Source organism: Arthrobacter sp. UYCu511 (assembly GCF_040547105.1).
Taxonomy (GTDB): Bacteria; Actinomycetota; Actinomycetes; order Actinomycetales; family Micrococcaceae; genus Specibacter; species Specibacter psychrochitiniphilus.
Genome location: NZ_JBEPPB010000004.1, coordinates 23,750 through 37,374 on the forward strand (window position 1 = coordinate 23,750; position 13,625 = coordinate 37,374).

Consider the following 13,625-nt stretch of genomic DNA (forward strand, 5'->3'; position numbering starts at 1 on the left):
TTAGCGCTCAATCCGTTCGCCCGTTTCGGGGTGGAACAGGTGAATGTCGGAGTCCTTGAACCGCACCTGGCAGTTGGCACCGATCTCATAGTGCTGTTCCCCGGGGATTCGGGCGTAGTGCAACTGGTGAGAGGCGGCCGCACCCACATCTACACGTTCGGGTGTCTGCCCAGCCTTGAAGCCCACCACGGTTTCAGCTCCGAGGTGTTCTAGCAGCATGGTGTGGGCGGCAAAGCTGAGCGCGTCCGGATCGGTGAAAACGGGGGAGGTCAGTACGGAGAATTTCTCGGCCCGGATACCCACGGAGACGCCCTGAAGGTCCCGTGAGCGCAGCACGTGGGCAATGTGGTGCGAGTTTGTGACCGGCACACCATCTACGCTCAAACCGTCATCGGTGAGCGTGGCGGCAAAGATGTTCATGGGCGGTGAACCGATGAAGCGGGCCACGAACACGTTGGCGGGTGTCTCATAAATATCCCTCGGTGTGCCCAACTGCTGGATCACCCCGCCGTTCATCACAGCAATGCGTGTACCCATGGTCATGGCCTCAACCTGGTCATGCGTGACGTACACAAAGGTCTTCTTCACCCGGGCGTGCAACGCGGAGATTTCCGCACGCATCTGCATGCGCAACTTGGCGTCCAAGTTGGAGAGGGGCTCATCAAAGAGATAAATGGACGGTTCGCGGACAATGGACCGGGCCACAGCCACGCGCTGACGCTGCCCGCCAGAGAGTGCCTTGGGCCGCCGGTCCAGGTAGTCGGTGAGTTCGAGCATCTCCGCCGTGCGCTCCACCTTGTCCTTAATGTCGCTGCGCTTCATGAGCTGACGGCGAACAGCACCTCCCACAAACGGAATGTGATGCCACCAACGGAAGTTGTCCATAAGCAGCGGGAAGGCAATGTTGGAGCGCACGCTCATATGCGGGTAGAGGGCGTAGGACTGGAACACAAAAGCAATTCCACGCTGTTTGGGGGTGAGGTCATTGACCACCTCGTCACCGAATTTCAGCTCGCCTGAGCTGATTTCCGTCAGGCCAGCAACCATGCGCAGCATGGTGGATTTGCCGCAGCCGGAGGGGCCCAGCAGGACCAGAAACTCGTTCTCATCAATCTCAGCGGAGAAATCGTTGATCACGGTGAATTTGCCAAAGCTCTTGGTCACATTGTCGAAGGTAAGGGAAGGCACGGTTTAACCTTTCACGGATCCGGCGGTCAGGCCGGAAACAATCTTGCGTTGCATCAGAAGGAAGAAGACTGCGGCGGGGATGGTGAACACAATTGCTGCGCTGAAGACGCTGTCCAGCGGTGTACTGAACTCGCCAATAAAGGAGGCCAGACCGGTGGAAGCCACCCAGCTCGAGGAGTCTTGGATGAAGGTGGTGGCAAAGAGGTATTCGTTCCAGCCGTCAAAGAAGGTGATGACAGCGGCCGCAGCTAGGGAGGGGCCAATCAGCGGAATAAACATCACTTGCAGGATGGTCAGAGGGTTGCATCCATCCACGCGGGCCGATTCCTCAATTTCAAAAGGCACAGTGTCCATGGCTGATTTGAGCAAAAACACTGCCACGGGCATGGCAAAGGCCGTGTTGACCAAGACCAGCCCGTAGAGCTCATTCAGCAGTCCCAAGGACATGAACATGGAATACAACGGAACCACCAGCAGCGCTTCGGGGAGCATCTGTGTGGCGAAGAATCCGAAGGCAAAAATGCCCTTACCAGCAAACTTGTAGCGCGAGAGCGCATAAGCGGCCAACGCGGCCATGACAAGACTCAAAAGCGTGGTGCCGCCAGCAACAATGGCGGAGTTACCCAGCCACCCCAGGAACGGAGAATCACCCACCAGCACCTGGAAGGTGCTCAAGGTTCGGCTGAACTCAGGGATGAGGTTCTGGTTTCCTGAATACAGCTGGCTGGCCGGGGTCATTGCAGTGTTGATCATCCAGTAGACGGGGAAACCCGCCAGAACTACCAGGATCAGTGCCAGCAGAGCGCGGACGCCCAAAGAGAGGTTTCGTCGAGCAAGCATTAGGAGGCCCCGTTCGCTTTGTTGGAGCGCTGTTCAATGAAGAAGTACACCACGGTGACCACCAGGGACAGCAGCAGGCCGAGCACGCCGGCGGCGGCCGCAAGGCCCAAGGCGCCGTTGTTGAAGGCCTGGCGGTAGACATTGATGACAATGGTTGTGGTCACATCTACGGGTCCACCGCCGGTGATCAACCAGATGATTTCAAAGCGCCGGAAGGACCAGATGGTCATGAGCAATGCCACCACGCGAATGGTGGGGGCAATCTGCGGCAGCACAATCTGTCTGAAGGTTGTCAGGGCGTCAGCGCCGTCGATCTTGGTAGCTTCATAAAGCTCCTCAGGCACGGATTGCAGCGCGGCCAGGACCACCAGCATGACAAAGGGTGAGAGTTTCCAGACGGTAGGGATGACCACGGCGGCCATCCCGTACTGGGGGTCGGTGAGCCAGCCGATCTGCCCCATGCCCAGTGCTTGGGTGAATTGGCCCGAAACCCCAGTGGTGTCGTTGTAGATCCAACGGAACACCAGTGCCACTGCGACTGTGGGCACGGCCCACGGCAGCACCATGATGGTGCGGGCTAAGGCGCGGCCCGGGATGGCGCTGTTGATGACCAGTGCGGAAACAATGCCGAGAAAAAGACAGCCAGCCACCGAAGCTACCGTGTAGATGAGTGTGGTCCATACGGATTTCATGAAGCTTCCGCTGCTCAGAAGCGAAGAGTAGTTCTCAAAGCCAACGAATTGTCCGCCGGTGGGGTTGAGCAATTTGGTGTTCTTGAAGCTGAGCTGGATGCCGGTGAATAGCGGGAAGGCCGTGAAGAATAGTAGATAGGCTACGGCGAGCCCAATGAAAAGGTAGGGGCCGTAGCTCCAGCGCCGGCGTTTTGCCCCGGCTCGGTGTGTTACGGACTTGGCCAACCTGGTTGACGTGGTCATGGGATTCCTTAGGGTGCGCAAGGTGCTGTGGTCCTGAAGGTGCTGTGGGTGGCAGCCATGAGGCGGCCACCCACAGAGCCCTACTTGACGAGTGCTTCAGCCTGCTTCTGCGCTTCATCGAAAGCAGCCTGCGGGGAAACGTCCTGCGTGAGAGCACGCTCTACCTGCGTCAGAACCAGGGTGCGGATCTCTGCGGTTTTGACGTCGAAGCCCTTGATGTTCACGCTGCTGGCGTTATTGACCTGCTCGGAGAAGGCACTGACCCAGGGGTTGGCAGAGGTCAAATCTGCTGAGGCCTGAACGTTGGTGGCTGTAGCAGATGGGAACAAGGTGTTGGCCATGGTCTGCTGGGCGTCGCTGCTCAATAGCCACTTGATGTATTCCTTGGCGGCGTCCTTGTTCTTGGAGTTGGCGTTGACACCGATGGAGAAGCCGGCAAATGCGGAGCCGCCGGCTGGGAACGGCAGCACTGCCGAACCGATTCCGGTGGCCGGGACCTTATCGCTAATAAGAGTCATGACGGCAGAGGAGTTATCGATTGCCATGCCCAGCTCACCAGCAGAGAATGCGGAGCGGTAGGTGGAGGCGTCCTGTCCCTTACCGAATCCGGGGGCCCCGTAGACGGACTTGAAAGCCGTCAGAGCTTCCACGTTCTCGGGGGAGTTAATGGTCAATTTGGTGCCATCGGACCAGGCTCCACCGTAGCCGAACACCCAGTTGGAGAAGTCGGTCCACCACGGTGTTTCCTCATTCATCTGGTGGCGGACGGTGAAGCCGGTCTTGCCGGTGGCGGATTTGATCTTATCTGCAGCGGAAATCAAGCTCTTGACGTCGGTGGGCGGTTGGACGCCGGCTTTCTCTAAAATGTCCTTGTTCCAGAACGTTGCATACGGCACTACCTCCCAGACCACACCGTATTGCTTACCGTCCACCTTGTAGTTGTTGTTGATGTCGCGGAAGCCCTGCGCATTGGCGGCACTAACCACATCATCGAGCGGTTCCAGAATTCCGGCGTCAGTGAGCTGAGGGAAGAAGGCGTCCGGGATGACAAAAATATCCGGACCTGCTCCGGCACCGAACTGGGTACTCAAGGTCTTTTCATAGTCTGCGCGGGCTACTTCCACCTTCTTGATGGTGACGTCCTTATTGACGGTGGTGAAGCCGTTGATGGCTTCAAAGATCTTCTCGCCGCGATTTGGTTCCAAGAACTGCCAAGTAGCGAAGGACAACTCTCCCGAAGGTGCGCCTCCTTTGCCGGCAGATCCGGTCTCGGCATTATTGCCGCCACATCCGGTTAGGGCAAAAGATGCTGCAACTGCAATAGCAAGTGAAGCTTTAAGGCGTGACATCAAATTTCCTCCTTGTGCATAATATGCAACAGTCGTTGCAGGTGGTATGAAAATAGTATTGCGCATCACATCGACGAGTGGGCCGCATAAATGTTTCTTTTGTATAACGAATGCATCAGCGTGTGCGCATAATGCAACACCTAAACTATTTCTGGGTACCGCCTAGGGCTGGCTGGGTGGCGTGCTCGTTGCTATAAATCGCTCGGGACTTGCCGCAAATGCCAGTGACTGGCGTTTGCGTGACGATTAAAGTGTGCAACAAATGCAACACTGTTGCAATCCGCGCACAACTGCCTGATAGTTGGGTCATGCGAAACTACGCAATCCCAGAACTTGTTGCCATCGGAGAATCGATGGTTCTCGTCACGCCCACCCATGCCGTACCGCTGGAAAATGCCGTGGATTTCCACCTAGGTGCCGGCGGTGCGGAGTCTAACGTGGCCCTGCACTTGGCGTCATTAGGGCACCGTACAGCCTGGGTCAGCCAGCTAGGTGACGATGCCTTGGGCCGCCGCCTCAGCCGGCAGGTCAGCAATGGTGGGGTGGATCTGCAATGGATGAGCATTCACCCTACAGCGCCCACTGGTGTGTATTTCAAAGATCCGGGGAAGGGGGTCCAGTACTTCCGCACTGGGTCCGCAGCCTCACACATGGGACCGGAAATGCTGGTGGGTCTTCCGCTGGAGGAGGCCGCCTACGTCCATGTCTCCGGCATCACCCCTGCGCTTTCTGCAAGCTGTGCGGCCCTCATTGACGGTGTTGTGGAGCGGGTGCGGCAGCTTCCGGGGAAGTTGAGCTTTGATGTCAACCACCGGCAGGCACTATGGGGGGAAAGGGATGCGGCTGCGCAACTGCTTCAGATAGCAGCCAAAGCGGACATTGTCTTTGTAGGCCTAGATGAGGCATTTGAGTTGTGGGGGACACGGACACCGCAAGAGGTACGTGAACTTTTGCCAGGCCCGGAAACACTTGTGATCAAGGATGGCGATGTGGGAGCCACCGCATTTTGTGATGGTGAGAGGTACTTTGTAGCAGCCATTCCCACTGAAGTGGTGGAAGTTATTGGCGCCGGAGATGCCTTCGCCGCTGGTTATCTCTCCGCCTGTCTGCGGGGATTGAGCCCAGCGGAACAGTTGCGTTGCGGCCATGAGCAAGCGGTCCTGGTGCTGCGCTCCACTAGTGACGTCCCGACAGACCTCTAAGCATGCCAAGTATTTGCCATCCCGAGCGGTAGCCATCCTCAGCGTTATGAATGGTCCCAGCACTAAACCTTGAATCAACGAAAGGCGCACAAATGCTACGCAATGATGAATTTACGGCACTCTTCCAAGGCCAGCCCTTCATGGCGATCCTGCGGGGAATGGGTGTAGAGAGAAGCTTGGCATTGGCCGCGCAGGCCTGGGACCTGGGGATCAATCTTGTAGAGATTCCCATCCAGACCGAGGAAGATCTGCGGGCGCTGACTGCCGTGGTGGCCGCGGGCAAGGAACGCGGAAAGCAGGTTGGTGCCGGAACCGTAGTAAGCCTTGAGCATGTTGCCCAGGCTGCCAGTGCCGGGGCTGCATTCACGGTGAGTCCGGGGCTGGACCTTGCTGTGGTGCAAGCGTCCACTGATGCCGGTATGCCCTCGTTGCCGGGTGTTGCCACGGCCTCGGAAGTCCAGCAGGCGTTCGGTGCCGGATTGACATGGATGAAGGCCTTCCCCGCCTCCGTTTTGGGTGTGGAGTGGTTCAAAGCCATGAGCGGGCCGTTCCCACAGGCCAAGATTGTTGCCACGGGAGGGATGGGGACCGCGAATGCAGAGCAGTTCCTGAACGCAGGTGCCAGTGTTATTGCCGTTGGTGCTGCCCTCGCGGACTCCGCACAGCTGCCAGAACTCGCCCGGATCCTGAAGCGATGAATCCGGAAGAGCTTGCCATGGTTTTGGCAGCGAAGCTGGCGTATGAAATCGATGTCACCGCGGCCGCCGCGCTGGTGGTCTCCGAGGAGATGGTGCTCATAGACACTCGCAGGGAGGCCTCGTGGGGGCACGGCCATATTGCCGGGGCCATCCACCTGCCCGTGGAGAAGCTCCTCTGCGGAGAGGATTTGGAACTGCCGGAGGGCAAGCGCTTAGCCGTTTATGGGTGGGGACCGGGGTGCAATGGCGCCACACAGGCCGCACTCATTTTGGCTCAACGCGGCGTGGCCGTGCAGGAAATGATCGGCGGCTTCGAATACTGGTGCCGGAACGGCTATCCAGTTGTGGATGCACGCGGAGAATGGACACCGCCAGCGGATCCGCAGGTTACGGCAAGCAATGCCGGGCCCGTCCGCGGATAGCCTTGAGACGCTACTTGCCGTCAGCAATTCCCGGCACGAAGAACGTGCTGGAGGAGAGCCGTGCGCCGTCGAGCATCACAACCCATTCATAGGCGGAGCCGGTGGGCAGAGGCAATCCGCCGGGGAAGTTCAGCACCACGTTAGAGCAGCCCGGGAAGCCCATGGGTGGCGGCTGCATGTTAGGAGCCATGGTGTGCCTGAAATCGACTTGCTGTTTGAAGTGCAACACGTTGGGTCCCTCGCTTGCCGGCACGCTGACGGGACGGCCGTCGGTGTCTACGAGCGCCACCTCCACCACGGCTTGGGTTGAATCGAAGGCGGGAATGCTGACGGTGACGCTCACAAAGAGTGAGAACGGTGCGCTCATTCCGGTGTCTGGGTCGAAGCCTAGGAATTGGATGCCACCACCAATGATGTTGACCTTTCCGGCCGCGTCGATGTTGACGAAGTCGGCAATGATGATGCTGGCGCCGGCGCTTGAATGATCGCTCATGTGGAAATCTCCATAAAGCCCATCCAACCACGTCCTGTGAGCGCTTCCGTTGCTGGTGCTAATTTTTCCCAAGCTCTCCGGCCTGTGATCCGAACACCAGAGACGGGGACTCTAGACGGAGTACCCCGGTGCAGTGCTCGCCGTGAACCGCAGATAAGAGCTATTTCTTCTCATACTTGCGATAAATCCAGAACGCGGTGCCGATCGCGATGAGGAAAGTTACGCCAAAAGGAATGAAAAATATTGGATCCATAATTTCAGTGTACTGAGCCCTCTTGGCCCGAGGCTTATCCGCGGTCCCGCACTGATTTGCTACACCGGAGAGGTCTACCCAATGGGTAAGCCGTTCTCTTGTAAAACAGATGGTGAGCAATTCTCGTCAAGAGTGGAAGCGGCCATGGTGACGCGGACATCGACGCCCGTCGCACAGGAACAGCGGATTGAAGCGGCTACTTCAAGAACAGCTCTTCGATCAGTCCGCGCACATCGCGTTTGCACCAGTGCTGCCCAGACGCAGGGGTAGCACTTTGTGAGCCTCCTTATTTGCGTGAAATCACATCTGAGCTATTCAAAATGACAAACTCGTGTTCATCAGTCAAAACGTTGAGATATCCCGAATCCACGCTGAGGACATAGCCACTGACGGGGCCGTGGGTTGTCATGATGGCTTCATGCGGGACCCACGGGGTCTGGATGAAAGCGGCAACTATCAGCACTGCAACTGCGGTGACCCCACCAACGCCAGCCATGGCCACCCCAAACCCGCGCCGTAGCCAGTGCTTGACCGGGAGGGCGCGGGTGAGCGCAAAGACTCCAAAAACAGCTGCGGTTGCCAGCGGCAACCACCAAATTTTGAAGCTGACTGTCAAAGCGATCAGAGTGACACTGCTCAGTGTGGTGGCTAATAAGACCGTAGCTCGGTGTCCGCTCGAGGACCATAAAAATGTGGCAATAAGCAACGGCAGAACAATGATCAGCAAGATTTGCACCAGGACATGCCCTGCCATGAGTGAGCCAAAAACCAAGGCCAGCCCATCGCTCAAGCTCAAGGTGGTGCTGACGGCAAACGCCGTGTTCCAGTCATACCCGGAGACAGCAAAAATCCGCAGAATCAAGAACACAAACCCCACGGCTGCCACCGGCGCGAATTCTCCAGTTGACGTGCGTTTCCCCTCACCAGGAGCCAGTGGTGTGGGGGCGGACGTTGGGTTAGTGTCCGGGGCTTTGTCAGCAGTCATGAAAAGAGGCTACTTGCCAAGAGTGCCTGCATCCCAATTTCCTCATGATGAGGGAAACCGCTAGCGGATACAGGCCTTGCCGGCCAGGAACGTTTCGGAGATAGCAATGCTCTCAATAGAGGCGGGGTTCACTTCCAAAGGGTTCTCCTCCAACATCAGCAGATCGGCATACTTGCCTCTCTCCAAGGAACCGGTGATGGTGTCAGCGCCGCACTGCCAGGCGGCGTCAAGGGTGACAGCCCGCAGCGCGGCCTCCACACTAATGCGTTCACTGGCATTCAGGACCTCGCCGCCTTCAGTCATGATCCTGGTGGCAGCGTCTTGGACATAGCGCAACGGTTCCAGCGGGGTCACGTTCCAATCACTGTGCAAGGAGATGCGCAGCCCGGCGCTGAGCGCCGAAGCACACGGATCGTAAAAAGCCGTCCGTTCCGGGCCTAGAAGCCGGTCCTGGAAGGCTTTGCCCCACCAGCGGACATGGCCAATCAGAAACGATGGCGAGAGCCCCAGCTCAACCATCCTTTGAATGTGTTCCGGACGCATCACGCTGCAGTGTTCAATCCGGTGGCGGTGATTGGCACGGGGATGGGCTTTCAAGGCTTGTTCAAAAGCGTCGATGGTGACGTCAATAGCGGCGTCGCCGTTGGCGTGTACCCCAAGCTGCCACCCATCGGTGTGGGCGCGCAGAACCACCCCTGCCAGTTCCTCCGGTGAATAGTTCAAGGAACCGCGGCTTTTTTGGCCCAGGTAGGGTTCGCGTTGGAATCCGGTGCCTGCTTGATTTGAGCCGTCGGACCAGGCCTTGATGCCATCCACCCTGAACAGGTCAGTGCCGAATCCTGGCCGCAGCCCCATTCCCATCCACGCATCGTAGGCCGTAGAGACGAGCATGCCCCGGTAACGTACGGGCGAATCGGCGTCGAGCACCTGCTCAAGCCCAGCCAGATCCGCGGTGCCGTCAATGGATCCGATCCCACAATCGTGCAGGAGCGTGACACCTTTGCTAGCGGCATGCCACAGCAGGTCACGGATGCGTGCTGTGGCAGCATCCCCCGTGACAAACGGCAGGCCTTGGGAAAAGGCAGCCAAGGCTGAAGACTCTTCGAGGCGGCCTGTGAGCTCGCCGCGGTCATCACGGGTGTAGCGGCCAGCCGGCGGGTCAACAGAATTCTTATCCACCCCTGCCCGGGCCAAAGCTGCCGAGTTCACATAGGCAATGTGTCCATTGCTTTCCAACACCAAAAGCGGCCGGTCTGGAACCAGCCTGTCAAGGACCTCCAAGGTCAAGACGGGGTGGCCTTCGGTGATGCTCGGATCAAACTGTTGAGCCAAAACCCACCCTGTTGATGTAGCAGGGGCGTTGCGAAGCGCGGTAAAGACCTCATCAACTGTGGGCGTGTTCATGGGACTGATATTGACCCAGTCATTGAGCTGGACCATGGAGGAATGCATGTGCGGATCGATGAGCCCGGGCAGCAGCGTGCGCCCATCAAGGTTCACCCGTTCTGTCCCGGGGCCGGCGAGCCCACGCAGCTCTTCCATAGTGCCCACCGCAAGTATCCGGCCTTCACGGATGGCAACGGCCTCGGCGTCGGGACGGTTCGGGTCCATGGTAATGATGGGACCACCGCTGATGAGCATCTCGGCATCGCCGTGTTCATCCTGCCAGTAGGCGGGGTTCAACGCAGCTGTGGTTGGCATTGCAGCGCCAGGTACTTCACCGCTTGGCGCTGAAGATAGTGCCGGCGGGGCCGTGGACTTGAGCTGAGGGGGTTTCGGCGTTGAATCACAGGCTGCGCACATGCCCCCTATGCTAGCCCCGGATGGCCTTGATGCGCGTAATAATAGTGACGGCTAGTACCGCTACCACCCCGACGGCGGCTGTCACCGCAGCTGGCGTGGACACGAGGTCCCCGTTGGTCCGTGCTATGGCTACCCAGGCCAAGCCCCAGCATAGAGAAACGGAGGGGGAGAGCCGGCCGCGGCCGTACAGGGCCAGGGCAATACCGACTGCTGCAGCAACGGCAAGGACCAGAACGGCCCAGGCGTTGGCCGCTAGCCCCCAGCCAGCAAATCCGGCTGCTACTAGGACGGCGGAAATATTGGCGGCTGTGGCCACGCACACCCAACCCAAGTACAAGCCCATGGTGCCGTCAGTGAGCACTGCATCGAGGGTGTTGCGTGGTTTGTTGTGTAACAGGAGGACAAAAATTCGTGAGAGCACGGCAAGCAAAAAGATGATGATGGGGACACTGAGCCAGAGCTGATCAAATTGGATACTGAGGATCCAAGCCGCGTTCAGGATGAGGGAGGCCGCGGCCCAGTAGCCCAGAAGGCGGTGGCGTTCTGAGGTTTTTTGGGCGGGCAGGAACTGCCACACCGCGTAGGCCATTAATCCAAGGTAGATCACGCTCCAGATGGAGAAGGCGGAGCCGCCTGGGGCGATGAGTGTGGCATCGGCAGCCAAGGCCCCGTTGGAGGCATTCTGAATGGGGGTGCCACCTGCTGCGCCGGATCCAATGAAGGAACCTACAACAGCAATGACGGCGCTGGTGGCCACCACAAGTTGCCGCGTTAGATCACTTGATCTTCGGATTGTTGGTGCGCTCATGGTGCCATCCCCTTCAGATTTTTGCTGTGCATATGCCTTTAGCTATGGCGTTGATCCTACAGTTACGCGCCAACCCAGAAAATTCGGGAGCCTTGAAGCCGGTGCCTGGGTTGTGGGCGGAGATCAGCCGCCGAATGATGCAATGAATTGATCGGCAGCGGCCAGGTTACGAATCATCTTTTCGCGCTGGTGGGTGGCTCGGTTGCGAAAGAATTCCAAGCGTTCTGTTGTTGCGGCACAGTCATTGCCTAGGTTGTCGGTGAGGGCGGGAAGAAGAGAGAGCATCTCCGCCATTTCCTCCAAAGAGAACCCCAGGGGTTTCATAGCCATAATCGTTAAGAGCCGTTCGTGGTCGGCCTCGGTATACAGGCGGAAGCCGCCCTCGGTCCGCGCGGTCGCTGGGAGGAGGCCTACGTCGTCGTAGTGCCTTATGGTTCGCAGGGACAAGCCGGTGCGCTCCGCCAGTTCTCCGATGTGCATGGTGATGGCCTCACGTTCAGTCATGGGTGGGTCACTCCTCATTCTGCGACAAACCCTACCATTACGTTAAGGTAGGGTTTAACGGGCGCAGCGCTGACTGGGCTTTTTCTCATCATGAATGGAACCAGTAGTGGCAACCGTAAAAGTAGAGCCCGCCTCAACCCTCACTCCGGAGCAACGTCAGTCCGTGTGGGGAACCTTGCGCTCACCCCGCCGGCTGAAGACTGAAGTGCTGGCCGGGCTGGTGGTGGGTTTGGCGTTGATCCCGGAAGCCATTGCCTTCTCAGTCATTGCCGGGGTTGATCCTCGAGTGGGGCTTTTTGCGGCCTTCACCATGGCTGTCACCATTGCGTTTGTGGGCGGGCGTCCTGCCATGATTTCTGCGGCCACGGGCGCCGTTGCACTGGTGATTGCCCCGTTGGTGAAGTCACACGGAGTTGATTATTTGATTGCCGCAGTGATTTTGGCTGGCGTCATCCAAGTCCTATTGGGTATCTCCGGAGTGGCGAAGTTGATGCGGTTCATTCCGCGCTCTGTCATGGTGGGGTTTGTGAACTCCTTGGCCATTTTGGTGTTCATGGCCCAGCTGCCGGAACTCCTTGGTGTCCCGTGGCTGGTATATCCGCTGGTGGCGCTGGCGCTGATCATCATGTTTGTGTTGCCGCGATTCACGCAGGCCGTGCCTGCCCCGTTGGTGGCCATTGTGGTTGTGACGGTGATCGCGGTGGTTGCCACCCTTGTGGTTCCTACAGTGGGAGATAAGGGCGAGCTGCCTGATTCCGTCCCGTTCTTGCACCTGCCGCAGGTGCCTTTCACGTGGGAGACCTTGCAGGTTATTTTCCCGTTCGCACTGGCCATGGCCTTTGTGGGTCTGTTGGAATCCTTACTGACCGCAAAGCTGGTGGATGACATCACAGATACTCGTTCCAGTAAGACCCGTGAGGCGTGGGGGCAGGGCGTGGCCAACATTGTTACCGGATGTTTTGGTGGGATGGGTGGTTGCGCGATGATCGGCCAGACCATGATCAACGTCAAAGCCTCCGGCGCCCGCACCCGCATCTCCACCTTCTTCGCAGGAGTGTTCTTGCTATTGCTGGTGGTGGTTCTGGGCGATGTTGTGTCAATTATTCCCATGGCAGCACTGGTGGCTGTCATGATTTTTGTTTGTTGGGCCACCTTTGATTGGCACAGCATCCGGCTGAGTACCTTGCGGACCATGCCCAAGAGCGAAACGTTCGTCATGGTGGTGACCGTGGTGGCCACTGTTGCCACGGAAAACCTGGCCATTGGGGTGGGTGTAGGCACTGTCACGGCAATGGTGATGTTCGCCCGGCGCGTGGCCCACTTTGTCACCGTGCAACGGATCATGGCCACAGGGGAGGAAAGCGTCACGTATGTAGTCAATGGGGAACTGTTCTTTGCCTCCTCCAATGACCTGTACACCCAGTTCAGCTACGTACTGGATCCAGCTCATGTGGTTATTGACATGCACGCGTCCCATCTGTGGGATGCCTCCACCATTGCGGCGTTGGACGCTATTACGGATAAGTACCAGCGGCTGGGTAAAGACGTGGAAATTGTGGGTCTGAATGAGGCCAGTGCCAAGATGCGCCAACGCCTGGGCGGCAAGCTGAGCTAAGGCTGCCAGGCACTGGTGTAGTCACCTCTCAGTGTGCTGTCATCAACGGTTCTCCTGGACGCAAGGGTGGTGCTGACAAGATTGGTGAGTCACGATTCGATGTGTTCAGAAATTGCCTTACTCAGACCAGCAGTGGCTGAGGCCGGCAAGAATAATGGGCTGATAGGGCGCCAGCTGCTTCTAATGAATCGCTCTACGTGCTCGTATGCACAGAGACGTTTGTGCTCGGCTGGAGCGACCCGATGAGGACAAAATTTCTGCGAGTTGTCTACCGCATTGATTCTTGTGTTTGAGCGCCAATATAGAGCCGATGCGGAGGTCCACAACGTCCGCTCCGAGGGACCGCACAACAACCCAGATGCAGCGTCCCCGATGCACCGCTGATGTCCCGCTGACACTACTTGAGTGGTTGATGTGGATATCGAGTGGGAGCCTAAAAGTAAACACCGGCATTGTTAAGTGGATGGTGGATGGTGGCCCTGTTGCCGTAACAATCGTGCGATGTTGAACCCCCGTGGTTCATTGAGACC

The 13,625-nt window shown here is 58.0% G+C and carries 13 protein-coding genes; 4 read left to right on the top strand and 9 right to left on the bottom strand.

Annotated features, from left to right (window positions below):
• From ABIB48_RS07285 to ABIB48_RS07300, 4 genes are all read right to left on the bottom strand, one after another.
• Complete coding sequence (locus tag ABIB48_RS07285) at positions 1 to 1,188, bottom strand: ABC transporter ATP-binding protein (protein WP_354212585.1); 1,188 nt, start codon at positions 1,186 to 1,188, stop codon at positions 1 to 3.
• 3 nt (positions 1,189 to 1,191) lie between these two features.
• Positions 1,192 to 2,028, bottom strand: a complete 837-nt coding sequence (locus ABIB48_RS07290) for a carbohydrate ABC transporter permease (RefSeq protein WP_354212586.1) — start codon at positions 2,026 to 2,028, stop codon at positions 1,192 to 1,194.
• Positions 2,028 to 2,963, bottom strand: coding sequence for a carbohydrate ABC transporter permease (locus tag ABIB48_RS07295; protein WP_354212587.1), 936 nt, complete (start codon positions 2,961 to 2,963; stop codon positions 2,028 to 2,030). The genes ABIB48_RS07290 and ABIB48_RS07295 overlap by 1 nt, the downstream gene beginning before the upstream one ends.
• An 80-nt stretch (positions 2,964 to 3,043) precedes the next feature.
• Positions 3,044 to 4,312, bottom strand: coding sequence for an ABC transporter substrate-binding protein (locus ABIB48_RS07300; protein WP_354212588.1), 1,269 nt, complete (start codon positions 4,310 to 4,312; stop codon positions 3,044 to 3,046).
• 308 nt (positions 4,313 to 4,620) lie between these two features.
• Here ABIB48_RS07300 and ABIB48_RS07305 point away from each other — a divergent pair, with 308 nt between their 5' ends.
• The 3 genes from ABIB48_RS07305 to ABIB48_RS07315 all read left to right on the top strand — a co-directional run bounded on the left by ABIB48_RS07305 (position 4,621) and on the right by ABIB48_RS07315 (position 6,634).
• Positions 4,621 to 5,514, top strand: coding sequence for a sugar kinase (locus tag ABIB48_RS07305; RefSeq protein WP_354212589.1), 894 nt, complete (start codon positions 4,621 to 4,623; stop codon positions 5,512 to 5,514).
• 92 nt (positions 5,515 to 5,606) lie between these two features.
• On the top strand, positions 5,607 to 6,212 hold the full coding sequence (locus ABIB48_RS07310) for a bifunctional 4-hydroxy-2-oxoglutarate aldolase/2-dehydro-3-deoxy-phosphogluconate aldolase (RefSeq protein WP_354212590.1): 606 nt from the start codon (positions 5,607 to 5,609) through the stop codon (positions 6,210 to 6,212).
• On the top strand, positions 6,209 to 6,634 hold the full coding sequence (locus tag ABIB48_RS07315; RefSeq protein ID WP_354212591.1) for a rhodanese-like domain-containing protein: 426 nt from the start codon (positions 6,209 to 6,211) through the stop codon (positions 6,632 to 6,634). The genes ABIB48_RS07310 and ABIB48_RS07315 overlap by 4 nt, the downstream gene beginning before the upstream one ends.
• Before the next feature lie 10 nt (positions 6,635 to 6,644).
• Here the strand turns inward: ABIB48_RS07315 and ABIB48_RS07320 are convergent, their stop codons facing one another.
• The 5 genes from ABIB48_RS07320 to ABIB48_RS07340 form a co-directional block, all read right to left on the bottom strand.
• Complete coding sequence (locus ABIB48_RS07320) at positions 6,645 to 7,127, bottom strand: DUF6941 family protein (RefSeq protein ID WP_354212592.1); 483 nt, start codon at positions 7,125 to 7,127, stop codon at positions 6,645 to 6,647.
• A 539-nt stretch (positions 7,128 to 7,666) separates the two neighbouring features.
• Positions 7,667 to 8,365, bottom strand: coding sequence for a hypothetical protein (locus tag ABIB48_RS07325; protein ID WP_354212593.1), 699 nt, complete (start codon positions 8,363 to 8,365; stop codon positions 7,667 to 7,669).
• A gap of 60 nt (positions 8,366 to 8,425) precedes the next feature.
• Positions 8,426 to 10,066 carry an amidohydrolase gene (locus tag ABIB48_RS07330; protein ID WP_354212594.1) on the bottom strand — a complete coding sequence of 547 codons (1,641 nt, stop codon included), beginning with the start codon at positions 10,064 to 10,066 and terminating at the stop codon, positions 8,426 to 8,428.
• Between the two features lie 112 nt (positions 10,067 to 10,178).
• On the bottom strand, positions 10,179 to 10,976 hold the full coding sequence (locus ABIB48_RS07335; protein ID WP_110104749.1) for a TspO-related membrane protein: 798 nt from the start codon (positions 10,974 to 10,976) through the stop codon (positions 10,179 to 10,181).
• Between the two features lie 123 nt (positions 10,977 to 11,099).
• Positions 11,100 to 11,480 (bottom strand): MerR family transcriptional regulator, encoded by a 381-nt coding sequence (locus tag ABIB48_RS07340; protein ID WP_245932017.1) that lies wholly within the window; start codon positions 11,478 to 11,480, stop codon positions 11,100 to 11,102.
• Positions 11,481 to 11,574: 94 nt separating this feature from the next.
• Here ABIB48_RS07340 and ABIB48_RS07345 point away from each other — a divergent pair, with 94 nt between their 5' ends.
• Complete coding sequence (locus ABIB48_RS07345) at positions 11,575 to 13,095, top strand: SulP family inorganic anion transporter (RefSeq protein ID WP_502914111.1); 1,521 nt, start codon at positions 11,575 to 11,577, stop codon at positions 13,093 to 13,095.
• Positions 13,096 to 13,625 lie beyond the last annotated feature (530 nt).

What these genes read in the sequence shown, in the direction of transcription:
- ABIB48_RS07290 (WP_354212586.1), bottom strand. Translation starts at nt 2,028, where the DNA reads ATGCTTGCTCGACGAAACCTCTCTTTGGGCGTCCGCGCTCTGCTGGCA.
- ABIB48_RS07295 (WP_354212587.1), bottom strand. Translation starts at nt 2,963, where the DNA reads ATGACCACGTCAACCAGGTTGGCCAAGTCCGTAACACACCGAGCCGGG.
- ABIB48_RS07300 (WP_354212588.1), bottom strand. Translation starts at nt 4,312, where the DNA reads ATGTCACGCCTTAAAGCTTCACTTGCTATTGCAGTTGCAGCATCTTTT.
- ABIB48_RS07305 (WP_354212589.1), top strand. Translation starts at nt 4,621, where the DNA reads ATGCGAAACTACGCAATCCCAGAACTTGTTGCCATCGGAGAATCGATG.
- ABIB48_RS07310 (WP_354212590.1), top strand. Translation starts at nt 5,607, where the DNA reads ATGCTACGCAATGATGAATTTACGGCACTCTTCCAAGGCCAGCCCTTC.
- ABIB48_RS07315 (WP_354212591.1), top strand. Translation starts at nt 6,209, where the DNA reads ATGAATCCGGAAGAGCTTGCCATGGTTTTGGCAGCGAAGCTGGCGTAT.
- ABIB48_RS07320 (WP_354212592.1), bottom strand. Translation starts at nt 7,127, where the DNA reads ATGAGCGATCATTCAAGCGCCGGCGCCAGCATCATCATTGCCGACTTC.
- ABIB48_RS07325 (WP_354212593.1), bottom strand. Translation starts at nt 8,365, where the DNA reads ATGACTGCTGACAAAGCCCCGGACACTAACCCAACGTCCGCCCCCACA.
- ABIB48_RS07330 (WP_354212594.1), bottom strand. Translation starts at nt 10,066, where the DNA reads ATGCCAACCACAGCTGCGTTGAACCCCGCCTACTGGCAGGATGAACAC.
- ABIB48_RS07335 (WP_110104749.1), bottom strand. Translation starts at nt 10,976, where the DNA reads ATGAGCGCACCAACAATCCGAAGATCAAGTGATCTAACGCGGCAACTT.
- ABIB48_RS07340 (WP_245932017.1), bottom strand. Translation starts at nt 11,480, where the DNA reads ATGACTGAACGTGAGGCCATCACCATGCACATCGGAGAACTGGCGGAG.
- ABIB48_RS07345 (WP_502914111.1), top strand. Translation starts at nt 11,575, where the DNA reads ATGGAACCAGTAGTGGCAACCGTAAAAGTAGAGCCCGCCTCAACCCTC.